The following is a 25,627-nucleotide window of genomic DNA, read 5'->3' as shown; positions in this document are numbered from 1 at the left end:
TATGAATAAAGCACTGTTTCTTATTTCACTACAACATGAGCTAGCCATGGCTATTGGTAACAAGCTTGACTTAAAGGCCATGTTGAAAATTTTTTTAAAGGTCTGTTTTAATCGCCTCGATTTAACAAGTGCACATATCTATGTCTATTGTGATCAGTCTGGTATGCCTAGCAAATCACTTCCGCTTAAGGGTACAAGTTATCAACATTTTTTAAGTATTCCAAAAAATAAGCGGGGTCAATCCTGGTCGAAAAGCTCCATACTTACAAACTTTGCACGACAGCTCAATAACACCCAAAAAAGCATTTCTTTTCAATGTGACAATGGACAATATTTATTTGGTTTTATTATTCCAGAATATGGCTTACTCACTTTTGAAACTCACTATGCTCTAGCTGATGAAGTACAAAAAGCACTACAGCCAATTTTACAAAAGCTAGCAACTAGTTGTTATACCTCTATAGTACATGACTCCCTCGTTAAAGAAGTGCACTCTAGGCAACTGATCGAAGAAAAGGTTGCCTTCCAAGCACAACACGATGGATTAACGCGTTTGTTTAATCGCCAGCATATAAATCATCTACTGAGCAATGCTATAGAAGATGCTCACATTAACAACAAGATGGGTAGTGTTCTTTTTATCGATCTAAACCGTTTCAAACCGATAAATGATGCTATGGGTCATACTGTCGGCGATAAAATATTACTCACTTTAGCCCATAGGCTACATTCATTAAGCAGTGAAGATATAGATATTGGCCGCTTTGGCGGGGATCAATTTATTATTCTATTAAAGAATATCAAGGAGGATTACCAAGAAACAATTAACCTCCTCATAGCACAAATTAATCAATTACTTACCGCTCCTTTTGTTATCGACACTAATTCATACAAACTCACTTGCAGTATCGGCTATGCGCTTTTTCCGCTGCAAAGCAGTACCGTGAATAATCTTATTAAATTTGCCGATATTGCCATGTACGAAGCCAAACGGGCTAAAACCCAGCGAGGTAAGCAATATCAAAGAGTCATGTCTGAAAAAATAAAAAGACGCTTGGCTTATGTTGATGATATGAAGCAAGGGTTAGAACAAGGCGATTTTGAATTATACTATCAGGCGCAATATAATCATTATGGTGACATTATTGGTGCTGAAGCATTATTACGTTGGCAACACCCTGTTCATGGTAAGGAATCGCCTGCAGTCTATATCCCTATCGCAGAAGAAAGCGATCTCATTCTCGCCATTGGTCAATGGGTATTAGAGCAAGCCTGCCGTGACATTAAAAAACTGGAACAATTATCACTACCTGATAGTTTCAATAAAATAGCGATTAATATCAGCGCTAAGCAATTAATCCAGCATGATTTTCAAGAGATTGTCCTCAACGCTGTGAAGAAAAATGACATCCCTGCTAAACGGTTAGCGTTAGAGTTAACCGAAAATCTTCTGGTAGAAAATATTGAAGATTCAATCAAGTTAATTGCCTCGTTAAAAGAAAACTCTATTGATTGCGCTATTGATGATTTTGGTACCGGTTATTCTTCTCTAACCTACTTAAAACGCATTCCTGCAAGCGTATTAAAAATAGATCGATCCTTTGTGACTAACATAGCGAAAAGTAGCGAGAGTGCAGCCATTGCCAGCATGATTATTAGCTTAGGAAAAACCCTTAACATGGACATACTGGCAGAAGGTGTTGAAACAAAAGAAGAATTGAACTGTTTGAAAGAACTTGGTTGTTTTCACTTCCAAGGCTTCTATTTTAGCGGCCCGCTTCCCTTTGATGAGTTCGCCAAACTAATAACGAATAACTAAACTACAACGCTATAAATACTCAATTGCAATACCAACAAATACAACTAAGCCAACCCAGTGATTATGCAAAAAGGCTTGGAAGCAAGCATCTCGTTCTCTATTAACAATCAATAACTGTTGATAGCTAAACAAGCCTGCAGCCCCAATAAGGCATAGTTGATACGGCCAACCAAACGCTAAAATATCGCCGACTGTCCATAATAATGCCAAGGTCATTAACTGTAAAAAGCCAATAACGCGCTTATCATTTTCTGCAAATAAAATAGCAGTAGATTTCACCCCAATATTAAGGTCGTCATCTCTATCAACCATGGCATACATAGTATCGTAAGCAACCGTCCAGCATAGGTTAGCCGTAAACAGCAACCAAGCTACCAAAGGTATTTCCCCTTGCGCTTCTGAGAATGCCATTATCATGCCCCAACTAAAAGCTGCACCTAAAAATAGTTGAGGCAGTTGAGTATGACGCTTCATAAAAGGGTAAATTGCCGCTAGAAATACCGCAACAACAGAGAGGTAAATAGTTGGCCAGCTCAGCATTAGCACCAAACCAAATGCCATACCAATTAAGATACCAAATAAATTAATGGCTTCGTTAGGGGTCATCATGCCATTAACAAGTGGCCTATTTTTAGTGCGTTCAACCTCGCCATCTATTTTTCTATCCGCGTAGTCGTTTATTACACAACCAGCACTACGCATGATAAAAACACCTAAACTAAAAACCAACAATATATGCATGTTTGGCCAACCATCGCTAGCAATCCATAATGCCCAATAGGTTGGCCATAATAAAAGGTAAGTACCAATAGGCTTATCCATACGAGTAATTAACTTAATCGCTAACCATTTTTGTTGAATTCTTTTCAGCATTTATATGTTTCTTTTAAGTGTTTATTTATTGTGCGAGAGGTTATTCGTAAGCAAAAGCATCAGGTAAAAAAACCTCAGCCACCATCAAGGGTTTATTCTCCAACATGAATATTGAACGACGCCCCCAAAGTTCTTGTTTGGGTATTGTTGATGCCTTTACGAGCGAGCTATTGCTTGCGTGCTGAGCCGCCAATTTAGCAGCTAACGCTACCACACTAGAATTACTATCGAAAGAAGATAACTCTAGTCGTAAACGCTGCAATGACGGGTTATTAAACAATACCTGCCCAAGTGGCTGCTCTCCTAGATTAGCAAGAATTTGTTCTTCACCCGTTAAGCTAGCTAGAGGCAACAAGCTTCTGGCAAAGACTTGAGGCACATCATCACAATATAAAATGACCTCACGCACTAATACAGGCTCACCAACTTTAATCAAATCACAGGACTCTGCAGCTGAACAGGGTTGTTGTTGCTCTCCAATTATCTTAACTTGAAAGTTATCACAATGATTTTTTAAGCGGGCCGTGAGTGAGCCTTCATCGAGCAACCAATCTTTAAGTGGCGTAGATAATGATGAGAAACCCAATGTTCTAGGTGACTGCCATTGGCCCGTTAAGGTGATAGGAAAGGTTATAGGAAAGTTCACTATTTGCTGCTTCATAAAACTACTTCAAAGAATAATAGGGTGTAAAATCGTCGCTATAGTAGCAGACCTAAACAGTAAACTCATTTATCTCAATCAGGCGAATAGAAAAATTTTAATTTTATAAAAAATAATCAAGCAAATGGTTTAAATCGGGTTATGATAAGGATAAGTTTAATCATTCCCAATCGACTATTATTTTTATGTTTAAAAACCTATTTTTCTTTTCCCTTTTACTCACGTTAAGTGCAAGCGTTTCTCAAGCAAAAGCAAGTGATTATGCTTACTTTGGCTTTGAGCCTGATATTGTCACCAATTATGTCGCGGTAAAAAAGAAGATGGGTTATGTGCGTTTAACTGTTGAATTAATGGTTGAAGGCGATAACTTAACCATAGTTGAACATCACTCACCTTTATTACGTGACGCCATTATTAATATCATTGGCCAGCAATCTGAAGCCAAAGTAAAATCGATCAAAGGGCGTGCGGAAATTCAGTTAGAGTGTGAAGAACAAGTAAAAGAGTTATTAATCAAAGAAACTGGCGAACCACTCATCAAAAAGCTACTTTTTACTCAATGGTTAGATAACTAACAAACATTTATTAACAAGTAATACCATTTGTATTAAATGAGGTTACAGCTTTCACTTTAAAATAAGCTGTGAGGATAAATGTTCAAGACCAAGGCGCTTGATTGAGCAATAGCTGGCTATTGGGATTGAAAGTAACGCTGTTATTGGATATTTAAGCCATCTGAAAATGATCACTTCTTTAGTGCAATTGGTATAACAAGCTTCTGGTAATAAAAAGCTGTTACTGTGCCTTCATTTGCACTATTTTTTACCCTTTACTCCAATCACCTTTACAGTGAACACAGCAAGAAAACACCCTGAGAGTAAACCGAGTAAATGTGCGGTATTAGCTACATTAACCGGTAATAAATCAACAAATCCAAGGACTAACCAGAACAGTAAAAAACCAACCAATGGCTTAGCAAGGAACAAACCTCGGTCTGGGGCTAAGTAACCAAACCACCAAACAAAACCAACCAGCGCATATACCACGCCAGATAAACCACCAAAATTTGAACCTGACACTAAATATTGCCCTACGTTGGAAACAATAGCAGAGAGCAGCAGTAGATTAATGAGTGTTGATTTACCTAACGTTTTTTCAATACTGCCTCCCAATTGCCACCACCACATGGTGTTAAAAACAATATGCAGCCAAGAAAAGTGAAAAAATGCAGGGCCAATCAAGCGTATCGGATCCGCTAATAAAGCATCAATTGATAATTGAGGGTAGAACTGTAGGGTATTAAAAAGCGTTTGTGCCCAACCAAGTTCACTAAAGAGAAAGACTAACCAACAAAGGGCAAAAACCAGTAAAGTAACAATGCCTGCATGGGCTAAAAAGCTATCTTTAAAACTGTCCAATAAGCTGAAATCACCTGAATTTAAGGTGACTGTTTCGCCTCTATCCCATGCCGCTTGTTGATATTTGTCGTCATAGGGTTTTAAGATGAAAGCATCAAACTCTACTTTTGCTTGTGCTATTTTATCTTCAGGGCAGTAAATTACATGGCCATCTTCTTGGCTTGATTTGAGCTGTGCTTGAATACCTAAAGATTGTAAATAATTACTAAATAACAAAGCAATATTATGATCTTTAAGTTGAACCAGTGGCTGTAGCGTATCCATATTCTCAGCAGACTCACTTGTCATCAGTAATTATCGCTCTATATTGTCAGGAAACTGTGTTTGCCATTGAGTAAAACCACCGTCAAGAGAGTAGACTTCGGTAAAATCTTGGCTGATCAAAAATTCTGCCGCTTGTTGACTAGAAATTCCGTGATAACAACAAACAACGACAGGCGCATCTAAATCGGCTTCACGTAAAAAATCAGGTAGTGACTCATTGGTTAAATGAATTGATTCTGCAATTCGACCATTTGCGAAAGAATTAGCGTCTCGAATATCGACAACAACGTGTGATTTATTTGCCATCACTTCTTGTAAGTCACTCACTGACATATGCTTAAAACTATTCTCTGACACTATGTATTCCTCATTTTATTACTGCCTTGTTGGCAGTACATTCGTTATATTTTAGGCTTTAATGACACGTAATCTATTAACAACTACCAATAGATTACGTTTCTCAACAGCTAGTATAACGAATTTAGGTCCAATCTAAAATGACCTTGCCTGATTGACCTGAACGCATCATATCAAAACCTTGCTGAAAGTCGTCGATATTGAAGTGATGAGTAATTATCGGGGTAAGATCTAAGCCAGATTGAATCAAACTTGCCATTTTATACCAAGTTTCAAACATTTCACGACCATAAATACCTTTAATGGTAAGTCCTTTAAAAATAACTTGGCTCCAATCAATCGCCATATCGCTACCAGGAATACCCAGCATGGCAATTTTACCACCATTATTCATGTTTTCTAACATGCTAGTGAACGCCATAGGAACACCTGACATTTCCATACCAACATCAAAACCCTCGGTCATCCCCAAATCGGTCATGACATCTTTTAAGCTTTCTTTACTCACATCAACAGCACGAGTAGCACCCATTTTTCTCGCTAGATCAAGACGGTATTCGTTAATGTCGGTAATAACAACATGACGCGCACCTACATGTTTTGCAACGGCTGCAGCCATAATACCAATAGGACCTGCACCGGTGATTAGTACATCTTCGCCAACTAAATCAAATGATAATGCGGTATGCACTGCGTTACCAAAAGGGTCAAAAATGGCCGCTAAATCATCAGAAATTTCGTCAGGTAATTTAAAGGCATTGTATGCAGGTATCACTAGATACTCTGCAAATGAACCCGCACGATTTACACCAACACCAACGGTATTACGACATAAATGAGTTCTGCCACCACGACAATTACGGCAATGGCCACAAGTAATATGGCCTTCACCAGAAACCCGGTCACCTAAACTAAAACCTTTAACTTCTTGACCGATACCAACGACTTCACCCGCGTATTCATGCCCAACAACCATAGGCGTAGGCACTGTTTTTTGTGCCCATTCATCCCAATTATAAATGTGGATATCTGTACCACAAATGGCCGTTTTTTTAATTTTTATCAGCAGATCATTATGACCTAGTTTTGGTTTTTCAGTACGGGTTAACCAAATGCCCGGTTCTGCTTTTAATTTAGCTAAAGATTTCATTGTCGCTCTCTGTCTTATTAATTTTCAACGGTTAGATCACAGCCATTTCTTTACCAATACGGATAAAGGCTTCAATTGCATGGTCTAACTGCGCTTTAGTATGAGCAGCAGAAATTTGTGTACGGATACGTGCTTGCCCTTTAGGTACTACAGGGAAAGAAAAGCCGATAACATAAATGCCTTCAGCTAATAAACGGTCAGCCATGGCACTAGCAACTTTAGCGTCACCTAGCATTACCGGCACAATCGCATGGTCCGCACCCGCACAAGTAAAACCTGCAGCTTCCATACTGTTACGGAAATAAGCGGCATTATCTTTTAAGGTTTTACGTAAAGCATCGCCTTGGGCTAGTAACTCAAGTACTTTCAATGATGCATTTACGATTGCTGGTGCAAGTGAATTAGAAAATAAGTAAGGACGTGAACGTTGACGTAACCATTCAACCACTTCTTTTTTCGCTGAAGTAAAACCACCTGAAGCGCCGCCCATTGCTTTACCTAAAGTGCCCGTGATGATGTCTACACGGCCCATAACTTCACAGTATTCATGACTACCACGGCCTTGTTCACCAACAAAACCTACTGCATGTGAATCATCAACCATTACCATAGCATCGTATTTATCAGCTAAATCACAAACACCTTTTAAATTGGCGATAACACCGTCCATTGAGAAAACGCCATCGGTAGCAATTAACTTAAAACGTGCGCCAGCAGCATCAGCTTCAATCAAGCTTTGCTCTAACGCAGCCATGTCATTATTGGCATAACGGAAACGTTTAGCTTTACATAAACGTACGCCATCAATAATAGACGCATGATTTAGTGCATCACTAATAATAGCGTCATCTGGTCCTAATAAGGTTTCAAATAAACCGGCATTGGCATCAAAACAAGAAGAGTACAAAATAGTATCTTCCATGCCTAAAAACTCGCTGATGCCCTGCTCTAACGTCTTATGGATATCTTGTGTACCACAGATAAAGCGTACCGATGCCATACCAAAACCATGCTCATCTAAGCCAGTTTTTGCCGCAGCAATTAATTCAGGATGATTGGCTAAACCTAAGTAATTATTGGCACAAAAATTTACCACCTCTTCACCGGTATTAACGGCTATTTGAGGCTGTTGAGCAGTAGTAATAATACGCTCAGCTTTATACAAGCCATCTTCTTTTACTTGCTCTATTTGTGAAGTTAAGTGCGTGTAAAAACCTTTTGTAGATACAGAACCAGTCATGTGAATTCCTTAAAGAATTATTAATGTTCAATAGTTATATTATCTGCTCAGACCTAACTACAATAAAGTGACACTACTTGGTGATATGACCTTTTTTATAGTTAAATTGACATATTAAGATGTCAAAATGTAAGTTAGTAGCTATAATTTGAATATATGCAGTAATGTGGAGTGTAGTTTGTTAACCGAAAAAGATGAAGAATTGCTGTCAATTTTACGACTCAATGCTAGAGCAAGTGTTTCAGATATTGCCAGAGCAACAGGGGTTTCTAGAACAGCAATACAAAACCGACTTAATAAGCTTGAAAATAATAATGTCATTAAGGCATACAGCGTTGTGCTCGACAGCGCCTATACCAGTGGCTTAATTTCTTCTAATGTTTCGTTAAAAGTAAAACCCAATTTACGACAAACTATTTGTATTGCTTTGAGAAAAGTTCACCAAATTAGTCATATTCATTCGATAAGTGGTGAATATGATTTACTGGTTACCATTCAAGCCAGCACTTTAGAAAAGCTGAGCGAAGTGCTCAATATGGTCTGTTCAACTGATGGCGTAGAAAGAACCAACTCGGCTATTATTCTTGATACCATCTTTGAGCGTTAGTTATATACCCGTTCCACATGAAGAAGCTCGTTTCAGGAACCCTGAGCGAATCAGAATCAAGGCACATTTTTTTGTTAAGGGTTATTCAGGAGAATATGCTTTGCTCAGGCTTCCCCAAAGGGCTGGTTTAGAAACGCTTTATGCTGTGTTATTGATTTCGACAATAGAATAACTATTTTCTTCAATCAATGCCTTGCCTAAAGGCGTTTCTAATTCCAGCTGAATCCTGCATCTTCAAGTGGAACGGGTATAGGTAAGTACACTCCCTAATTAATTTAGAGCAACTTGATTAGCAAGAATTAATTCGTTTGGTATAATCTTTAGGTATACTAGCCAGCTTAAACAGTTGATATGGAGTCGATTTTAGTGCGATATGTTTTAGCTTTATTTATTTACCGGGTAATCTTTTTATTGCTAACCCCAATATTTTTACTTGTGCTATTAATTCGCTCACTAAATCACCCTGAATACCGCCATCGTTTAGTTGAACGTTTGGGCTTTTTTCCTAAATCTTATAAACAGGGCGGCATTGTCGTGCATGCGGCCAGTGTTGGTGAGGTTATTGCGCTAAAAAGCTTTATCGAAAAGTTATTAATAAACTATCCAGACTTACCCATCACCATCACTTCATTTACGCCGACTGGCTCTGCGCAAATAACCAAACTCTTTGATGGACGCGTTCAACATGGTTATTTACCGTTAGATATATTTCCTTGTACAACCCTATTTCTCCATCGACTTAAACCTAAAATGATAATTTTCATGGAAACCGAGTTATGGCCTAACTTAATTGCTCAATGCGCCCAACAACAGATTGAATTATTGCTAATTAACGGCCGCTTATCGAAAAAATCCTTAACCAGTTATCAAAAGCTTAGTGCGCTTATGGCGCCCTGCTTGAATCGCTTTGATAAGATTCTCACGCAAAGCGAAGAAAATTTAACTCACTTCTTGCAGCTCGGTGCACATGAAAGCCGCTGTGAAAATAGTGGTAACTTAAAATTTGATATCAGTGTCAATGAACAAGTTATTAACAAAAAGGCCGAGTTAGCCAAGTTACTTGTTGCTGATGATAACCAACCCAAAAGAACCGTATGGTTGGTAGCCAGTACTCATGAGGGTGATGAAGCTATTGCATTAGCCGCCTTTAAAGCACTACTACCTCAACATCCTTCATTATTATTAGTCCTTGTACCGCGCCATCCAGAACGCTTTGAGCACGTTGCTAACCTTTGTCTTGAACAACAATTAACACTGGCCAAACGCAGTAACAATACCATAATTAATGATGAGCAAGTTTGGTTACTCGACAGCCTGGGCGAGTTAATGGCTGCCTTTGCTTTAAGTGATATTGTTACTATGGGTGGAAGTTTCAGTGAAATTGGCGGTCACAACCCGCTAGAGCCGGCATTATTTAATAAGCCTGTGATCGTTGGTCACAACATGAGTAACTTCAACGAAATAATGCAGCAGCTGAGACAAGAAAATGCCATCATTGAACTCACTAACAATACACCGACTAATGAATCTAGCACACAACTTGTCAATGAAATTAGCGCTTTATTAGAACAACCAAAGCGTCAGCAAATGCTAGGCGAAAATGCACTCAAAGTGGTATTACAAAATCAAGGAGCCAGCGAAAAAACATTGGCTCAAGTAATAAAACTACTGCCTATAATTACTAGTAATAGTGACACTATGCCTTTAGGAGATAACTCGTGAGTCAACCGATAACCAACCCACAATTTTCTAAACTTGAACAAGGTAACGTTACTTGTTTTTTCAATCAAACCCTCATTACTGATTTCAGTGCACAAATGCTCAACCCAAGCTATTGGCAACAACAAAATGCGGTAACGGGTTCTGCGCAGGGACGTGGCACTACATGGTTTGTCGAATACAATGATATAGGCAATATTAAGCATCATTGGGTATTACGCCATTATTATCGCGGTGGTTTAATCGGTAAAGTTATTAAAGACTCTTATTGGTTTAGTAGTTTAGAAAAAACCCGTGCAGCTAATGAATTTGCGCTATTACGTCATATGAACACTCTACAACTTCCTGCACCTGAGCCTATTGCTTACCGTGTTATTCAACGCGGTTTTCGCTATCAGGCAGATTTGCTTTCCAGTCGCATTCACCATGCACAAGACTTAGTGGCAATATTAAGCGAAAAGGCGTTAACGGATGATGTTTGGCACAACGTAGGTGCCACGATTAAACGCTTTCACCATCATGGTATTTATCACCATGATCTAAATAGTCATAATATTTTGCTAAATGATAAAAATCAGGTGTTTTTGATCGACTTTGACCGTGGTGAGCTGCGAACCAATCCCGTGAACACTACATGGAAGCAAGCCAACATGGCTCGTTTACAGCGCTCATTTTTAAAGGAGTTAAATAAACTAGAACAGTTTAATTTTACTGAAGAAAACTGGCAATCTTTGATGGATGGTTATCAGGATACGAACATCTCCGATGTTGAAAAGAAGAACTAATAATGAATTATATCATCACGATATTAACTATTACCCTCGCATTTTTTTCATGGTGCTCGAACGCAAAAAATCCAGCATTGGGAGATATCAGTCATTTAATTTCTAAAGAAGTCTTTGTCAGCTATACCGACGTGGCAGACTTTATTGAGCAATCCCCAAAAGTAACCATTACCGTTTTGCCTTCAAAAGCAGATATTGATGAGTATGGTCAACAAGTGGCTAAATCATTGACCGGCTCTGATTGTGATAGAGATGGTGTTATGGATGATAATAAAACCTGCAATGCAGTTTTTTATAAACTTTGGTTAAAATACGCGCGTTAATCTATTATGGAACGCTGAGTAGTTTTTAAAAACGTTGTCATCGCTTCCAGCATTTCTTGATAATACGGATTGTAAGTCAATCGCTGCATTGGCAAATCACGAGTAAGATTCATTGCGGTGACTTCTCCCTTAATAACCTGTTTATTATGTTTGCATGCTTTATAACGTGGGGCATCTGTAACATAGTGACCACAGTTTCTATATTGCCCATTAACGCCATAATGTGGATTATTGGGAGAATTGGTTGTCGCAATGTGGGCAACATCAAAAATTTCATTACATAAGCTTTCAGCTGAACATTCAGGCACAATCACTTCCATCACATCAACTAGTTTTGTCGGCAGCTTGTTGTTATCTCCATAATAAATCAACACACTTTTCTTCATCTGCTCTTGCGGTGATGCTAACTGCCACTGCTGAACTAGCTGCAAGGTATGTGCAGTATCTATGGTTTGATCATGTTCACTCGCCACAACAAATAACGGAATATCATGCATTTGTCGACTCGCGTTTGCCCCTTCCCCCACCACAAGATTCATTAAGGCGTGTACCTGTGCTCCCGCGTTATACGGAAATGACTCATATTTAGCAAAATCAATATCGGCATCTAAATCAATCCAGTCAACAAAAGGGATTCCATCAATATATTGAGCTAACCAAGCCAAGTCACTTTTTGCCTTTGAGGCTGGCGACCACATAAAGAGTCCTTTAATTTTTTCATCGACCTGTTGTTGCTGCATCAAGTAATTAAAAATAAGTGCACCGCCAGTAGATAAGCCGCCAAGGTACACTTGCTGATAATCATTTAACGTTTGATCAATGGCAAATTTTGCCGCTTGCTGCCACTCTTCGTAGTCAGTGTTAAGTAACTCTGAAGGCGCTATGCCATGGCCTGGCAATAACAATGTGCGTACCGTAAAACCCTGTTGATAGAAAAATTGGCTAAGATCATGAAAAGAGAATGGTGAATCAGTTAAGCCATGAATAAGCAAAATAGCTTTGTCGTTATTCTTTTGAGTTAATTCAAACGGAGCAACCAGTTGGCTTACCTTTGGGATTTTTGACCATTTGTTTTTTTTCGCTAATTGTTGATAGGTCTCAGTAACAATAGGACAAGGCATATTTGCTCTAGGATTTTTATTCACCACAACTTGGTAAGCACTCGCAAGGTACTCTTGGTAGCTAGATAGCTTTTTATATTCAATACTTACTAAAGGCTCACCTTCCGCTTCATTTGCAAAGCGATACTTGCCCGATTCAATGAGAGAAACATAATCATCTTGAATACTCAGGCAATCTTCCTGTCCTTGAGAAAATGACAAGGTACTTACCAACCACAGTAGTAATATCGTGTACTTATTGGCAATTTTCATCATGATTTCCTGTTTATGGTTTCTGTTTACGTATCTATTTATTATGAGTACTTTGAAATAATACCAATGAGATTAATTAAGACTACAGAATTCAATGAGAATAAATTTTCAAAAACAAGGCGCTTGATTGAGCAATAGCGGGCTATTTCGATTGAAAGCAACGATGTTATTGGATATTTAGGCCATTTGAAAATGAAAACTTAGTTAGTCTTATTGGTATAATATACTACGTAAAAAAATAACGCCTTTGAAACATTATGCTTCAAAGGCGTTATTGCTTAAAGATAAGTAACTAAACTTTATTCACTAACGGTTGTTAGCGTATTAGATACCGTAATTTAAACGATATTTTTTAATGCTTGCTAAGTTTTCTGCTAATTCAGGTTGGTTTGCTACTTTTTCTTCTAGCTTTTCTTCTAGGTAGGTCACTACATCCCCCAAGGTAACAATCGCCGCAACTTGTGTACCAAAATCACGTTCAACTTCTTGAATTGCTGAAAGTTCACCTTGGCCTTTTTCTTGACGGTCTAGGGCAATTAATACACCCGAAAGCTGTGCACCATGTGTTTTAATGATTTCCATCGATTCACGAATAGCAGTACCTGCAGTAATTACATCATCAACTAGCATGATTTTACCTTCAAGCTCAGCGCCCACTAATGAACCACCTTCGCCATGAGTTTTTGCTTCTTTGCGGTTGAAGCAATAAGGCACATCTATATTGTGGTGGTCGAACAGCGCAACGGTTGTTGTAGTCGCAATTGGAATACCTTTATAAGCAGGTCCAAAAACTAAATCAAAATCAATGTTTGCATCCATTAGCGTAGCCGCATAAAAACGACCTAAACGCGCTAAGTCACCACCTGTTTTGAACATACCCGCATTAAAAAAGTAAGGGCTCACTCGGCCAGACTTTAATGTGAACTCACCAAAACGTAATACCTGTTTCTCTATCGCAAATTCAATAAACTCGCGTTGATAATCTTTCATGGTTATTTTCCTGTTTACTTAACTGAACGTAGCTTAGCTTAATGCTGCTTTTTGTAGATCGAATAATTCGTTAATACCATTTTTAGCTAGTTCAAGCATCGCTTGCAATTCTTCAAAGCTAAATGGTTCTTCTTCGGCTGTACCTTGTACTTCAATCAGCTTACCTGTGTCTGTCATAACAACATTCAGATCGGTATCAGCAGCTGAATCTTCTGGATAATCCAAATCGGCTACGGCTTCGCCTTTATAAATACCAACTGATACTGCAGCAATCATATGCTTAAGTGGGTTAGTTTTAATGATATCTTTAGCGCGCATATAGTTAAGTGCATCGACTAAAGCAACACAAGCACCCGTAATAGAAGCAGTACGTGTACCGCCATCGGCTTGAATAACATCACAATCAACTGAAATGGTATTTTCGCCTAAGGCTTTTAAATCAACGGCTGCACGTAAAGCACGCGCAATTAAGCGAGAAATTTCTAACGTACGACCACTTTGCTTACCAGATGCGGCTTCACGGCGCATACGTGTATGTGTAGATCGAGGTAACATACCGTATTCAGCAGTAACCCAACCTTTACCTTGGCCTTTTAAAAAACGTGGTACACCTACTTCTACGGTCGCAGTACAAATTACTTTCGTATCGCCAAACTCAATAAGTACTGAGCCTTCTGCATGAGTAGTAAATTGACGGGTAATCGTAACCGGGCGAATTTGCCCCAATGTTCTGCCGCTTGGACGCATAGTGTGTTCCTTTATAGTAAATATAAGTTAAGACTGATAAATAAATTCCGGCTATTATAATGCTTATACCCAATCCACTTCAAGATGCGAGTTTCAGGACGCCTGAATGAACCATGATCAAGATGCAGGTTTAAAATAGCTTGAGCAATTTCAACTCAAGGCGTCATGATGAAATTATGAATAGTAACGGGTATAAAACACATTTTTGAAATATAGTTCAACAAAGCAAGGTCATGTTAATTGTCCGAACAATAAATATTATCAGAGAGCTCCATGAGAATTATCACCACATTGGTTATCAGTTTAAGTCTACTATTAAGTAGTATTGCTACAGCAAATACTTCATCCCCTGTTGTAGCGCCAAGCTTACCTACTTACAGCAAAATATACGATGACCAACGTGACCCCTTTAAAGATGCAGCCGCAGCACTTACTTTAGCAAAAGAAACAGATCGCCAAGTACTGATTGAAATAGGCGGTAACTGGTGTAGCTGGTGCCATAAAATGGACGCCTTTCTTGCTCAAAATCCTGACGTCTATGAAGCATTACATAGCCAATATGTTTTATTAAAAATCAGTGTCAGTGACAGTAACGAAAACAGTGACTTTATGAAATCACTGCCCCCAGTACTGGGTTACCCACATATGTACGTATCAACGGCGCAAGGAAAAATGATTTTATCTAAAGATACCGCAGAATTGCTCGCTGGTAATAACTATTCAAAATCACATTGGTTAAGCTTTTTAAGTGACTGGTCTGTTAGTGCGACTAAACCACAAACACAGTTAACAACAACGGCTTCAGTAGAATAATTAATATCCAAGTATCAAACCTACCCAGGTTATAGGAGCACATCAGTGATTAATGAAGATAAATGTACGTCTTTTTTTGATAAAAATTACCAGACACCTGAGTTCATCAAAAACAAAAAGAGACAAGCGCAACAAAATCGACGTCACTTTCTTAAATCGGCCGCAGGCATGGGCGCATTAGCCAGCTTACCCGCGTTTAGTGTCAGCGCTAAAGCGCAAACATCGCTGAATGAGTTACTTAACACCTTAGTTAAAACAGACCCTTGGTTAACACTTGATGCAACCTTGAATCAATTATTACCAAGCTCGCCAACCGGTCCTAGCGCTAGTGAAATCAGAGCAACGGCTTATTTGTACCAAGTAATGACGGTGCAACCGACAGAACAAGACGAAAAAGATTTCATTCTAAAAGGTGTTGGTTGGTTAAATGGTTATGCCAACAGCGAAAAATCAGCCAATTTTGCACAGTTAAGTTTTGCCGACAAAGAGCAGTTACTTCGAGGGATTAGCCAATCTACAGCGGGACAAAATTGGTTAAACACCTTACTCGGCTATATTTTTCAAGCCATGCTTTCGCCTGCGAGTTACGGCGGTAACCCTGATGGTATTGGTTGGGCATGGTTAGAACATCAAGCGGGCTTCCCACTGCCTGAAAAAGGTCAACGTTATTTTGAATTGCCTAGCAGAGCCCGTATTGATCTGATCAGCCGAGTAAACTACGACGCTAAACGCCTAGCATCGAGCCGTAATAAATCGCACCAAGGAACTAAAAAATCATGAGTTATGACATATGCCTTACTTATATTGCTGGTAGCGGCTGCCAGTACGTTTTTAATCATAAAAATATTTTAACTTCTCCTGCATTTGGGGTAATCAATGACTTATGATATTTGCATAATTGGCAGAGGTGCTGGTGCCTCCCCTATTGCCCATCAGTTATCGACCGCGGGCGCTAAAGTATTAGTGCTTGAAAAAGGCCCTTGGTTAACTGAAAAAGAATTTTTCAAAGATGAACTGACCATCAGTATTCATGACGCTTACAACCCAAAACTAAGTGATGAACAACATGTCATTGAAGAAGAGTACTTCGATGAGAATGATAAACCGTTCTGGCAAGGTGAAAAAACCAGTGATTCTGGGTGGAGTTGGTGGAATGGCAACGTAGTCGGTGGCTCTTCAAATTTCATGAGTGGTTATTTTCATCGCTTAAAACCTATTGATTTTCGCCTAAAATCTGAGTTTGGTGCTATAAGTGGCGCTAACGTCGAAGATTGGCCCATTAGTTACGACGAACTTGAGCCTTACTATGCCAAAGTCGAGCGTGAAGTGGGCGTATCTGGTCGTGTAGTGGAACATCCACATCAAGAGCCACGCTCAACAGACTTCCCCTACCCGCCTATTGCGGAGTTGCCTATGTCGTCATGGATAGATAAAGCGGCTAAAGAAATTGGCTATCATGCCATTCCTGTACCTAGAGCCATTTTATCAAAACCCGCCATGGGCAGACGCAGTTGTGAATATTCCGGGTACTGCAGCAGCTACGGCTGTGCTTCAGGCGCTAAAGGTAGTGGTCGAGCTGCGTTACTAAATAACGCTGTGGCGTCAGGTAATTGCACTATTCAAGCCAATGCCAAAGTTTATAAAATTGCCTCTGATGAACAGGGAAAAATCACCGGTGTACACTATTACGATAAAATAGGCCGTAAAAAATCAGTTACCGCCAAAATATATGTGGTGGCTTGCCAAGCAGTTGAGACTTCTCGTTTATTACTGGCCTCAACAGGAGAGAAATTTCAACAAGGTCTTGCCAACAACAGTGGTCAAGTCGGTAAAAACTTACTCTTTAGTGGCGGAGGTACCGGACAAGGTGACTTTAACTATGCTGATTTATCAGATAAACAAGTCAGTGAATTAAAGCAAGTAGGTCCTTTTATCAATCGCGCCCTGCAGGATTGGTATCAAATTGCTGATAAAATCTTTACTGGCGCCAATGCTAAAGGCCAAGCAAAAGGCGGCACCATAGACTTTTTGTTCCATCAAAATCCCATTGCGAGAGCACGTGGAACGCAATGGGGGTCTGATCAAAATGGTGATGATAAACTACTGTGGGGTGAGGATTTAAAACAAAGTTTGAAAACAGAATTTACTAGTTATAAAACACTACGCTTTGAAGTGTTTAACGATTGGCTACCAACTGACGATTGTTTTGTCAGCTTAGATAACGAAGTAACAGATCAATGGGGCGATCCAGTGGCCAAAGTCCGTATTGGCTATCATGATCACGATCTTGAAGTGGGCGAGTACCTATCGAAAAAAGCAGAAAAGCTACTTGAAGCCTTAGGCGCAAAAAATGTATCTTCTTCCGTGAGTGGTTACCCTTCAACAAATTTAATGGCTGGTGGTTGTCGCTTTGGTAATGATCCTAAAACTTCAGTGCTCAATAAAAATTGCCAAGCCCATGAAGTTGATAACTTATACGTTACTGATGGCTCATTTATGCCGACCGGTGGTAGCGTACCTTACACCTTTACGATTTATGCTAACGCCTTTCGGGTTGCTGATAAAATAAAAGCACATTGGTTAACCCTGAAAAGTTAATAAAAAACATGGCTGTGATACTTCTGTGAACATATGTTGTCACTATAAGATCATCATAAATAAAACATTATTACTGGTGACCTTATATGGCTTATAAATTACTGATATCTAGCGCAATAGTTCTGTGTTTAACCGCTTGTGGTTCTGATAGTAGCAGCAATGAAGCACCAATAAATCCAGAGCCTGCGCTTCCTGAAGTATCAATCTATACGGGTCAATTTTTTGATTCAGTAGTTGCTGGACTCAAGTATAAAACCACTAGTCAAAGCGGAAAAACCAACCAACTTGGTGAGTTTCAGTTTCAAGCTAAAGAAAGTATCATCTTCTCTATTGGGGGGATTGAGCTTCCCAGTACTGTTGCTAACCTCTATTTAACACCGTTAGATATATATCAAACTCAAGATACCAATCAAATTGAAGTGGTTAACTTATTACGACTTTTACAAAGCCTTGATGCTGATGGCGATGCCAGTAATGGCATCGAAATAGAAGAATCGGTTCACCAATTAGCCGCCAATCTGACTATTGATTTTTCTGCCAGTGATTTTGAACAACAGGTCGCTGAACTGGTTAGTAAAAGTGGCGCTGTTAACCAAGAACTCATTTCCGCAACAATGGCTATAGAGCACTTTAAGTTAACACTCAATGAGTTGGGTCAAAATAACCTTTCTAGCTGCACTAAAGAACACGAAAAAATTGGTCACACGGGTTTCTTCAGTACTTTTGCCCATAATGTCTCTGGTAAGGCAACAATTATTGATGACTGCACCATAGAGATTAGCCAATTCAGCTATGATGGTGGCGGACCAGATGTCTATTTTTATGGCGCTATAGACCATGAATATACCAGTGTTGATGCTTTCCCAATTGGTCAAAAACTTAATGGTAAAATCTACGATAACGCCAGAATATTTATTAAGTTGCCACAAAATAAAAGTTTGGATGATCTTAATGGGCTAAGTGTTTGGTGTACAGAATTTGAAGCTAACTTTGGCCAAGTGGAATTTACTCCATAACGATAACTTAACGACACCATAAGGGTGCCCATTTAACGCTGAATTTCTGGATAGATGTTTCAAGCTCAGGCATAATTCAAGTAATTAAGTGACATTATTATTAGGATTTAACATGATCTACAGCATGACCGCATTCTCTCGCATTGAAATTAAAGGCGATTGGGGCAACGCCGTTTGGGAAATTCGCTCAGTAAATCAAAGATTTCTCGAAACCTACTTTCGTTTGCCAGAGCAATTTCGTGGCATAGAGCCTGTTTTACGTGAACGTTTCCGTAAGCAGCTTAATCGCGGAAAAGTAGAATGTAACTTACGTTTTAATGCCAACCCTGCAAATAAAAGCGAATTAGCACTTAATGAAAATTTAGCACTGCAACTTATTCAGCATGCTAACTGGATTAATGAACAAACACTAAACAGCAAAGTAAATCCTTTAGAAGTAATGCGTTGGCCTGGTGTGATGGAAGCACCAGAAAGCGATATGTCAGCTATTCAAGCTGAATTACTCGCTGCTTTTGACCAAGCGCTAAAAGACTTTATTGCCGCTCGTGCCAGTGAAGGTGAAAACCTTAAAGCAATGATTGAACAACGCCTTGATGCAATAGCTAGCGAAGCCGATAAAGTAGCTGCGCATATGCCAGACGTTATTGCATGGCAGCGTAATCGCATCATCGAAAAATTCACCGATGCTAAAATTGATTTAGACTCAGGCCGTGTTGAGCAAGAATTAGTGTTATTAGCGCAAAAAATGGATGTTGCCGAAGAACTTGACCGTTTAAACAGCCATGTCACTGAAACGAAGAAAATATTAAAAAAAGGTGGCGCACAAGGTCGTCGTTTAGATTTCATGATGCAAGAGTTTAACCGCGAAGCAAATACCTTAGGCTCAAAATCAATTAATACCGATATCACGGCAAGCGCCGTTGAGTTAAAAGTATTAATTGAACAGATGCGTGAGCAGATCGCGAATATAGAATAATTTCTAAGCGAATTTGAATCATTAAAAAGCCATAGCTAAGTAATTCCTTAACTATGGCTTTTTTGTGAGCAATCAAACGCACCAACATAGTAATGAGGCATATAGCTTGCTATAACATTAGTAGCTATTTCATAAAGGTACCTTCATCATGATTACACTTTCCCCAGAACAATGCCGCATTATTGGCGTAATGCTTGAAAAAGAAACCACCACACCTGAGCAATATCCCCTTTCGCCAAACGGTATTCTCATCGGCTGTAATCAAAAAAGTAGTCGTGAGCCAGTCATGTCTCTTTCTGAAGGGGATGTTCAAAACGTTATAGATGAACTAGTTAGAATGAACCAGCTGATGGTTGATCACAAAGCATCAAGTAGAGTGAATAAGTACTTTCATCGTTTTTGTAATACCGAATTTGGCAGCTTACAATTCACACCTCAACAACGAGCGATTATTTGTGTATTACTATTGCGAGGTCCTCAAACGCCCGGTGAATTAAGAACACGTACCAACCGCTTAGCCGATTTTAATGATGTTAACGAAGTAGAAACAACCTTAGACGAACTGCAAGAATTAAACGGCCAAATATTGGTAAGAAAACTTGCCCGAGAACCGGGAAAGCGTGATTGCCGCTATATACATTTACTATCAGATGTTGATGAAACAAGCTTTTCTCAAGCAAGCAATATTCAGACTGAAGTAGCGCCTTCAGCAGAGCAAACATTACTCACACAAAGAGTCACCGAGTTAGAGCAACAAGTTGCTTCATTAACAGAACAAGTTACCTGCTTAACTGAGTTGTTAAATGATGATTAAAGATTAATTCACCCCCTATTCAGCTCACTAATTTGGCCGATATATTAGACCTGTGATGAGAAGACAGAACAGTATAAAATAAACAAGTAACCACACATATTATGGAAAATATCCTTTATGGGTAACTATTTACTGTTAATCAGTTTTTTATTTTGCTCTTTGCTTACCTTATCCGCACAAGGTAATGAGCAGACTCCTGCAACTGAACACACTGAACCTGCAAACAAAAGTAGCACAGAGCTACAGTCAAACAACGAATCAGCCATCATACTCTCTGAGCAACAGCAAAATCAGTGCGCGCAATACTGCAGTGAAGCCAAGGCTAATGAGAGTTATAAACAGCAAGTAAATGATAGACAAAACCCTGTCTCAAGTGTTGGTTACGAATTAGTAATACCTATAGCTTTGCCCCCAAGAAATCGCTGGTCTGATTTTCTCCCCTTTTTAGGTAAAGAAGCTCGTGAGGCTGGATATTTATTACCATTACCTTTTGGCATTTCACTCGTTGGTTTAACGCAACAACAACCTTTCACGGTGTCTGAAATTGGCTTAGAAATTGATGGGAAGCAAAGCGAGATAATTAATGACTTTATTGATAATTCAATTACCGCTAAAAATTTAAAAGTCTCTGACACGACTTATAATTTACGTTTTGACGCGTGGATACTGCCCTTTTGGAATGTTTACGGCTTAGTAGGTAAAACAAAGGGCAAAGCAGAACTTGAACTAGATGTAGACCTCGAACTCCCAACATTATTGTTAGCGGCCGCAGGTATTGGTAGTGGCCTTAATGATAAACGTTGCACCAGTATTAACTTACCTTTTCAAGGGCCTGCACCAGGTCATTGCTTAGTGAGTGCAGAAGGCATTCCAACAACCTTAAATTTCCATGGCACTGTATTGGGCTACGGTACAACTATTGCTGGTGGCTACGGTGATTTTTTTGGAATGTTTGATGTAAACTACACCGAAGCCGACATTAATATCGCCATCGAAAAATCTAAACAAACGGTTTATTCCACCCGTTTAGGTTGGAATGGTAGTATTGCCGCCTTCCAAGGACAAATTTGGCTTGGTGCCATGAAACAAGATATCAAACAACAACTAGCGGTATCTACGCCGGGTAATAAAGTCGCGGTACTGATTGACCAGCATGCCAGTTCACCGTGGAATTACCTTATTGGCGCACAATGGAACATTACCGAAGAATGGGCAGTTATTGCCGAAACCAACTTAGCCTTTAGTGACAGACAGCAGTTTATGATGCAGCTAGGTTATCGTTTCTAACGACTCCAGCGCTGATTTAAACACCTCGATATTTCAATGGATATTATTATGACAGACCCAAAAACCGACAATACTGAAAACCTAAGCAACACCATTACCGATACAGCACAGCAAGCTGTCGATCTCCCTGCTGAGTTATTACGTCATGAAATTGAACAAGCGTCAGCAATTTATAAAATAGTTATCGACTTCTTTACCAACTATAGTTTTCAATTGGTTGGCGCCTTACTGATATTTTTATTGGGATTCTATGTTGCGGGTAAAATAGCTAAAACAGTATTACGTCTGTGTGAAAAACATAAACTCGATGTAACTTTAAGCCGCTTTATCGCAAGCACCACCAGAATGGTAGTGATGGTGATGATAAGTATCATGGCGCTGAGTAAAATAGGGATTAGTGTTACGCCATTTATTGCCGCGCTTGGTGCCATTTCATTAGGTGCAGGTTTAGCATTACAAGGTTTATTAGCCAATTACGCCGCAGGCTTTAATATCATCATTATCCGCCCTTTTGTTGTCGGTGATACCATTGAAGTGCAAGGGGTTACGGGCATAGTTAAAGAAGTACAATTAGCTTATACCATCATCCAAAATGAAGATTCCGCAGAGATCACTATCCCTAACAAGCATATTGTCGGTGAAGTGGTACTTAACTCAAGAAAAGATACGCTATTGAAACTCTCTGTCGGTATTTCTTATCAAGACAACCCTATCGAGATTATAGCGCTTGTTGAACGAACTTTAGCCAAGCTTGATATATATACAGATGAAGTCCGTATGCAAGTCGGTATTGATGCTTTTGCTGACAGCGCCATTAACATTGGTATTAGACTTTGGATACCTACTACCAACTTGTACGCTGCTAAATATAGCGCCTATAAAGCGATTTACTTAGCATTTGAACAAGAGAAAATCACTATCCCATTCCCACAACAAGATATTCATCTTATTGAGCCAAAAGGCCTTAAACAAGCTTAATGTAAAAGCTGTTTCAAAAAGTTGAGTTGAAGTAAAAATAGACCTAATGTTCGACAATACAGCAGTCAATAGGGAAACTCGGAGCGGTAGCTAGATAACTGCTCCATCGTCCTTTTCCTATTAACACACAGAGACCTTTTATAATAAATAAGGGCAAGCCATTACTTGCCCTTTGAGATGATTAGCGACCAGTTTTCACTGACGTCCAAACGCGGGTCATAGCACGTTGCGCTTTCAATGGACGAACCTCTTGAATATACAAATTATTAATGACATCGTCAGAAGGATAAATGGCAGGATTTTCACGAACCTCTTTGTCGATTAATTTCATCGATGCCACGTTACCATTTGCATAGGCAACATAGTTAGTTATACCAGCAATGACGTCCGGTCTTAGTAGGTAATTAACAAACTTATGAGCATTTTCTTTGTTGGGCGCATCTTTAGGGATAGCTAACATATCAAACCAAAGATTCGCTCCTTCTTTAGGAATTTTATATTCAATGATGTGGCCATTTCCAGCTTCTTCTGCACGGGCTTTAGCCTGAAATACATCTCCAGAGAATCCATAAGCAACACAGATATCGCCATTGGCTAAATCAGTGATGTAACGTGAAGAGTGGAAGTAAGTGATATAAGGACGTATTGAAGCTAACAATTTACCCGCGGCTTTATAGTCGCTTGCCTTGTGGCTATTTGGATTGAGCCCTAAGTACAGCAACGCCTGTGGAATCATTTCATCTGGTGAATCAAGTACTGCAAGACCACACTTCCCCAATTTTTCAGCATATTTAGGATTAAAAATAAGTTCTAGTGAGTCAGTCGGTGCGTCATCACCCAGTGCAGCTTTTACTTGAGCAACATTATAACCAATACCATTAGTGCCCCATAAGTAAGGAACCGAATGTTCATTACCTGGATCGGCAGTTTGCAATTTACTCATTAAATCAGGGTCTAGATTACTATGGTTAGTTAACTTATCACGTCTTAATTTACTATAGACACCCGCTTTAATTTGTTTGGTCAAGAAGCTGTTTGACGGCACCACAATATCATAACCAGAGCGTCCTGAGAGTAGTTTAGCCTCTAGCACCTCATTACTATCAAATACATCGTAAATGACCCGAATTCCGGTTTCTTTTCTAAAATTTTCCAATGTATCTTCGGCAACATAATCGGACCAGTTATACATTTTGACTACTTGTTCCTCACTAGCACTAACGCTACTCACAAATATTCCGGCACTTAACAATGCCATTGCTGTTACTGTTGCTTTTTTAAAAAGTCTCATTATTTATCCTTTCGTTGCATCACAGATTAACTAAACAAGCGAAACAAAAATCAAACGTTTAGATATTCCACGTTTGTTTTTTATTCGCTACATCAAGAGGGCATCGAGTCGTGTTTTGTCTATGCCTAGTTTACTTGGTTATTTACAGTTGACTCTATACTTACCCCCTTTGATAGAGTATTGACCCCCTCTCCTTTTTAATAAATACCACTTTTTTTAACGTTAGTTACACGATTAGTTACTTATAAGGTAATATTGAATAAAATAAAAAACACCTCACCTCGCAACTCGATGGTTGTTAAAACTATAGAGATTAACGTTGATTAGGCTGTTTTGTGTAATTCTTCTAAATAAGCTTCAGTAATTAAATTGGGACGAGCGCCCTTTCGAGTGATGGCCGAAAAATTAGTGTAGAAGTTACGCTTGTGAGGTTCAATGGCACGTAACAAATCTTGTACCACCCAGCGTTCAGCAAAGTGAGTTGGTAAGAAACCGATAAAACGTCCTGTAAGAATGAGAAAGGCAATACCTTCACGATCGGTAGATGTTGCCGAGGCCTTAAATCTTTTCTGTTGTTGTTTAATTTCGGCAGGCTGTGGATAACAAGGCAATACCGCGTCATATTTTTCAAGGGCGTAATCACTAATCGTATTAAGATCTTGTTTGAATAATGGATGCTGAGCACTGCAATACAATAAGGACTTTTCTTTGTATAAGGGAAGGTAATTTAACCCTGATAAAGCACGTAAATCAGGGACTACACCGATATGAAGCTGACCTTCTAATACGGCGTTTTCAATGTCGTAGGGCGGCATCATCTGAATATTAAAGATGACTTCAGGTGCACGGTGCTTGAAAGTACTAAGCGATCTGGTAATACGCATTTGTGGATTGGTGACCAAGTTATCAGTAATACCGATGTTTAGATCTCCAACCAGCTTGGTGTTGATGGCGTTAATTTGCGACTTAAAAGTATCTAAGCTGCCCAATAGCTGCAAGGTTGCATTATAAACATGTTCGCCTTGCTCGGTAATAGAAAATCCCGTTCTACCGCGATGACACAGCCGCATGTTCAATAGCGATTCTAATTCAGACATGGCGTTACTAATTGCAGGACGACTGATATTAAGTTCGGCCTCTGCAGCAGCAAACCCTCCAGATTCAATAACCGCTTTAAAAATTCTTAAGATCCGAATATGAGAGTCACCAAGTCGGTGAGGCAATATGTTTTTTATTTTATTCATTAGACCCTAATAAGTAACCAATCATATAACTATTGTTAAAAAAAGATGTATTTAAGAATCTAACAGGATGGTGATAATAGAGTCAACTTAATTCTAATCTTAGCTATGTTGAGGTCAACAATGAACAACAACCAAACAAAACATGGTATCACTCAGGCACAACTTGATGCGCACTGGATGGCATTTACCGGCAACCGTGAGTTTAAAAAAGACCCGCGCATCATCGTTTCTGCCGAGGGAAATTACTACACCGATGCCGACGGTCGAAGAATCTTTGATGGTTT

Annotated in this window: 25 protein-coding genes; 14 read left to right on the top strand and 11 right to left on the bottom strand. The window is 39.3% G+C overall.

Annotated features, from left to right (window positions below):
• Position 1: 1 nt before the first annotated feature.
• Positions 2 to 1,819: a putative bifunctional diguanylate cyclase/phosphodiesterase gene (locus ESZ36_RS15335; RefSeq protein ID WP_146789497.1), complete on the top strand. Its 1,818-nt coding sequence runs from the start codon at positions 2 to 4 to the stop codon at positions 1,817 to 1,819.
• A 9-nt stretch (positions 1,820 to 1,828) separates the two neighbouring features.
• Here ESZ36_RS15335 and ubiA read toward each other — a convergent pair whose 3' ends face one another.
• Both ubiA and ESZ36_RS15325 read right to left on the bottom strand, forming a co-directional pair.
• Positions 1,829 to 2,692, bottom strand: coding sequence for a 4-hydroxybenzoate octaprenyltransferase (ubiA, locus tag ESZ36_RS15330; RefSeq protein ID WP_146789495.1), 864 nt, complete (start codon positions 2,690 to 2,692; stop codon positions 1,829 to 1,831).
• A gap of 40 nt (positions 2,693 to 2,732) precedes the next feature.
• Entirely contained in the window at positions 2,733 to 3,353 is a 621-nt protein-coding gene (locus ESZ36_RS15325) for a chorismate--pyruvate lyase family protein (protein ID WP_146789492.1), read from the bottom strand.
• A gap of 185 nt (positions 3,354 to 3,538) precedes the next feature.
• On the opposite strand from ESZ36_RS15325, the gene ESZ36_RS15320 reads away from it, so the two are divergent.
• Positions 3,539 to 3,928, top strand: coding sequence for a flagellar basal body-associated protein FliL (locus tag ESZ36_RS15320; RefSeq protein WP_146789491.1), 390 nt, complete (start codon positions 3,539 to 3,541; stop codon positions 3,926 to 3,928).
• 240 nt (positions 3,929 to 4,168) lie between these two features.
• Here the strand turns inward: ESZ36_RS15320 and glpG are convergent, their stop codons facing one another.
• The 4 genes from glpG to ESZ36_RS15300 all read right to left on the bottom strand — a co-directional run bounded on the left by glpG (position 4,169) and on the right by ESZ36_RS15300 (position 7,782).
• Complete coding sequence (gene glpG, locus ESZ36_RS15315) at positions 4,169 to 5,059, bottom strand: rhomboid family intramembrane serine protease GlpG (RefSeq protein WP_246129122.1); 891 nt, start codon at positions 5,057 to 5,059, stop codon at positions 4,169 to 4,171.
• A gap of 6 nt (positions 5,060 to 5,065) precedes the next feature.
• A complete protein-coding gene (gene glpE / locus ESZ36_RS15310) occupies positions 5,066 to 5,392 on the bottom strand; it encodes a thiosulfate sulfurtransferase GlpE (protein ID WP_011040997.1) in 327 nt (108 codons plus the stop codon).
• A gap of 124 nt (positions 5,393 to 5,516) precedes the next feature.
• Positions 5,517 to 6,542 carry an L-threonine 3-dehydrogenase gene (tdh, locus tag ESZ36_RS15305; RefSeq protein WP_146789489.1) on the bottom strand — a complete coding sequence of 342 codons (1,026 nt, stop codon included), beginning with the start codon at positions 6,540 to 6,542 and terminating at the stop codon, positions 5,517 to 5,519.
• 31 nt (positions 6,543 to 6,573) lie between these two features.
• Positions 6,574 to 7,782, bottom strand: a complete 1,209-nt coding sequence (locus tag ESZ36_RS15300; protein ID WP_146789487.1) for a glycine C-acetyltransferase — start codon at positions 7,780 to 7,782, stop codon at positions 6,574 to 6,576.
• Positions 7,783 to 7,960: 178 nt separating this feature from the next.
• Here ESZ36_RS15300 and ESZ36_RS15295 point away from each other — a divergent pair, with 178 nt between their 5' ends.
• From ESZ36_RS15295 to ESZ36_RS15275, 4 genes are all read left to right on the top strand, one after another.
• Complete coding sequence (locus ESZ36_RS15295) at positions 7,961 to 8,389, top strand: Lrp/AsnC family transcriptional regulator (protein ID WP_146789485.1); 429 nt, start codon at positions 7,961 to 7,963, stop codon at positions 8,387 to 8,389.
• Positions 8,390 to 8,755: 366 nt separating this feature from the next.
• A complete protein-coding gene (gene waaA, locus ESZ36_RS15285) occupies positions 8,756 to 10,111 on the top strand; it encodes a lipid IV(A) 3-deoxy-D-manno-octulosonic acid transferase (RefSeq protein ID WP_146789481.1) in 1,356 nt (451 codons plus the stop codon).
• Entirely contained in the window at positions 10,108 to 10,893 is a 786-nt protein-coding gene (locus ESZ36_RS15280; RefSeq protein ID WP_146789479.1) for a 3-deoxy-D-manno-octulosonic acid kinase, read from the top strand. Before waaA ends, ESZ36_RS15280 begins: the two co-directional genes overlap by 4 nt.
• Positions 10,894 to 10,895: 2 nt before the next feature.
• The gene (locus ESZ36_RS15275) at positions 10,896 to 11,216 is read left to right on the top strand and encodes a hypothetical protein (RefSeq protein ID WP_146789477.1); all 321 of its coding nucleotides are present in this window, start codon (positions 10,896 to 10,898) and stop codon (positions 11,214 to 11,216) included.
• On the opposite strand, the gene ESZ36_RS15270 is transcribed toward ESZ36_RS15275, so the two are convergent.
• From ESZ36_RS15270 to rph, 3 genes are all read right to left on the bottom strand, one after another.
• On the bottom strand, positions 11,213 to 12,592 hold the full coding sequence (locus tag ESZ36_RS15270) for an alpha/beta hydrolase (protein WP_246129121.1): 1,380 nt from the start codon (positions 12,590 to 12,592) through the stop codon (positions 11,213 to 11,215). The genes ESZ36_RS15275 and ESZ36_RS15270 overlap by 4 nt on opposite strands.
• A 321-nt stretch (positions 12,593 to 12,913) precedes the next feature.
• Positions 12,914 to 13,579 (bottom strand): orotate phosphoribosyltransferase, encoded by a 666-nt coding sequence (pyrE, locus tag ESZ36_RS15265; protein ID WP_146789475.1) that lies wholly within the window; start codon positions 13,577 to 13,579, stop codon positions 12,914 to 12,916.
• A gap of 33 nt (positions 13,580 to 13,612) precedes the next feature.
• The gene (gene rph / locus ESZ36_RS15260; RefSeq protein ID WP_146789473.1) at positions 13,613 to 14,326 is read right to left on the bottom strand and encodes a ribonuclease PH; all 714 of its coding nucleotides are present in this window, start codon (positions 14,324 to 14,326) and stop codon (positions 13,613 to 13,615) included.
• Between the two features lie 273 nt (positions 14,327 to 14,599).
• On the opposite strand from rph, the gene ESZ36_RS15255 reads away from it, so the two are divergent.
• From ESZ36_RS15255 to ESZ36_RS15220, 8 genes are all read left to right on the top strand, one after another.
• On the top strand, positions 14,600 to 15,139 hold the full coding sequence (locus ESZ36_RS15255; RefSeq protein ID WP_146789471.1) for a thioredoxin family protein: 540 nt from the start codon (positions 14,600 to 14,602) through the stop codon (positions 15,137 to 15,139).
• A 45-nt stretch (positions 15,140 to 15,184) separates the two neighbouring features.
• The gene (locus ESZ36_RS15250) at positions 15,185 to 15,919 is read left to right on the top strand and encodes a gluconate 2-dehydrogenase subunit 3 family protein (RefSeq protein ID WP_146789469.1); all 735 of its coding nucleotides are present in this window, start codon (positions 15,185 to 15,187) and stop codon (positions 15,917 to 15,919) included.
• Between the two features lie 96 nt (positions 15,920 to 16,015).
• Positions 16,016 to 17,737, top strand: a complete 1,722-nt coding sequence (locus tag ESZ36_RS15245; RefSeq protein ID WP_146789467.1) for a GMC family oxidoreductase — start codon at positions 16,016 to 16,018, stop codon at positions 17,735 to 17,737.
• Between the two features lie 86 nt (positions 17,738 to 17,823).
• Positions 17,824 to 18,753 (top strand): DM13 domain-containing protein, encoded by a 930-nt coding sequence (locus ESZ36_RS15240; protein ID WP_146789465.1) that lies wholly within the window; start codon positions 17,824 to 17,826, stop codon positions 18,751 to 18,753.
• A gap of 112 nt (positions 18,754 to 18,865) precedes the next feature.
• A complete protein-coding gene (locus ESZ36_RS15235) occupies positions 18,866 to 19,729 on the top strand; it encodes a YicC/YloC family endoribonuclease (RefSeq protein WP_011040982.1) in 864 nt (287 codons plus the stop codon).
• Positions 19,730 to 19,877: 148 nt separating this feature from the next.
• Positions 19,878 to 20,543 (top strand): YceH family protein, encoded by a 666-nt coding sequence (locus tag ESZ36_RS15230; RefSeq protein ID WP_211357797.1) that lies wholly within the window; start codon positions 19,878 to 19,880, stop codon positions 20,541 to 20,543.
• A 117-nt stretch (positions 20,544 to 20,660) separates the two neighbouring features.
• Complete coding sequence (locus ESZ36_RS15225; protein WP_146789461.1) at positions 20,661 to 21,830, top strand: hypothetical protein; 1,170 nt, start codon at positions 20,661 to 20,663, stop codon at positions 21,828 to 21,830.
• A 48-nt stretch (positions 21,831 to 21,878) separates the two neighbouring features.
• Positions 21,879 to 22,808, top strand: coding sequence for a mechanosensitive ion channel family protein (locus ESZ36_RS15220; protein WP_146789459.1), 930 nt, complete (start codon positions 21,879 to 21,881; stop codon positions 22,806 to 22,808).
• A 181-nt stretch (positions 22,809 to 22,989) separates the two neighbouring features.
• On the opposite strand, the gene ESZ36_RS15215 is transcribed toward ESZ36_RS15220, so the two are convergent.
• A complete protein-coding gene (locus tag ESZ36_RS15215; RefSeq protein WP_146789457.1) occupies positions 22,990 to 24,099 on the bottom strand; it encodes a polyamine ABC transporter substrate-binding protein in 1,110 nt (369 codons plus the stop codon).
• Positions 24,100 to 24,422: 323 nt separating this feature from the next.
• Positions 24,423 to 25,343, bottom strand: a complete 921-nt coding sequence (locus ESZ36_RS15210; RefSeq protein WP_146789455.1) for a LysR family transcriptional regulator — start codon at positions 25,341 to 25,343, stop codon at positions 24,423 to 24,425.
• Positions 25,344 to 25,627 lie beyond the last annotated feature (284 nt).

Origin of the sequence: Colwellia demingiae (assembly GCF_007954275.1) — a bacterium.
Classification (GTDB): Bacteria; Pseudomonadota; Gammaproteobacteria; order Enterobacterales; family Alteromonadaceae; genus Colwellia; species Colwellia demingiae.
This window is presented reverse-complemented; position numbering and strand designations above follow the sequence as displayed.

Excerpts from the sequence above, each read along its gene's own strand:
- ESZ36_RS15235 (WP_011040982.1), top strand. The coding sequence starts at position 18,866 with ATGATCTACAGCATGACCGCATTCTCTCGCATTGAAATTAAAGGCGAT.
- tdh (WP_146789489.1), bottom strand. The coding sequence starts at position 6,542 with ATGAAATCTTTAGCTAAATTAAAAGCAGAACCGGGCATTTGGTTAACC.
- ESZ36_RS15225 (WP_146789461.1), top strand. The coding sequence starts at position 20,661 with ATGGGTAACTATTTACTGTTAATCAGTTTTTTATTTTGCTCTTTGCTT.
- glpG (WP_246129122.1), bottom strand. The coding sequence starts at position 5,059 with ATGACAAGTGAGTCTGCTGAGAATATGGATACGCTACAGCCACTGGTT.
- ESZ36_RS15325 (WP_146789492.1), bottom strand. The coding sequence starts at position 3,353 with ATGAAGCAGCAAATAGTGAACTTTCCTATAACCTTTCCTATCACCTTA.
- ESZ36_RS15275 (WP_146789477.1), top strand. The coding sequence starts at position 10,896 with ATGAATTATATCATCACGATATTAACTATTACCCTCGCATTTTTTTCA.
- ESZ36_RS15255 (WP_146789471.1), top strand. The coding sequence starts at position 14,600 with ATGAGAATTATCACCACATTGGTTATCAGTTTAAGTCTACTATTAAGT.
- ESZ36_RS15270 (WP_246129121.1), bottom strand. The coding sequence starts at position 12,592 with ATGATGAAAATTGCCAATAAGTACACGATATTACTACTGTGGTTGGTA.
- ubiA (WP_146789495.1), bottom strand. The coding sequence starts at position 2,692 with ATGCTGAAAAGAATTCAACAAAAATGGTTAGCGATTAAGTTAATTACT.
- ESZ36_RS15230 (WP_211357797.1), top strand. The coding sequence starts at position 19,878 with ATGATTACACTTTCCCCAGAACAATGCCGCATTATTGGCGTAATGCTT.
- ESZ36_RS15220 (WP_146789459.1), top strand. The coding sequence starts at position 21,879 with ATGACAGACCCAAAAACCGACAATACTGAAAACCTAAGCAACACCATT.
- pyrE (WP_146789475.1), bottom strand. The coding sequence starts at position 13,579 with ATGAAAGATTATCAACGCGAGTTTATTGAATTTGCGATAGAGAAACAG.
- ESZ36_RS15320 (WP_146789491.1), top strand. The coding sequence starts at position 3,539 with ATGTTTAAAAACCTATTTTTCTTTTCCCTTTTACTCACGTTAAGTGCA.
- ESZ36_RS15210 (WP_146789455.1), bottom strand. The coding sequence starts at position 25,343 with ATGAATAAAATAAAAAACATATTGCCTCACCGACTTGGTGACTCTCAT.
- rph (WP_146789473.1), bottom strand. The coding sequence starts at position 14,326 with ATGCGTCCAAGCGGCAGAACATTGGGGCAAATTCGCCCGGTTACGATT.
- ESZ36_RS15245 (WP_146789467.1), top strand. The coding sequence starts at position 16,016 with ATGACTTATGATATTTGCATAATTGGCAGAGGTGCTGGTGCCTCCCCT.
- ESZ36_RS15335 (WP_146789497.1), top strand. The coding sequence starts at position 2 with ATGAATAAAGCACTGTTTCTTATTTCACTACAACATGAGCTAGCCATG.
- ESZ36_RS15215 (WP_146789457.1), bottom strand. The coding sequence starts at position 24,099 with ATGAGACTTTTTAAAAAAGCAACAGTAACAGCAATGGCATTGTTAAGT.
- ESZ36_RS15300 (WP_146789487.1), bottom strand. The coding sequence starts at position 7,782 with ATGACTGGTTCTGTATCTACAAAAGGTTTTTACACGCACTTAACTTCA.
- ESZ36_RS15240 (WP_146789465.1), top strand. The coding sequence starts at position 17,824 with ATGGCTTATAAATTACTGATATCTAGCGCAATAGTTCTGTGTTTAACC.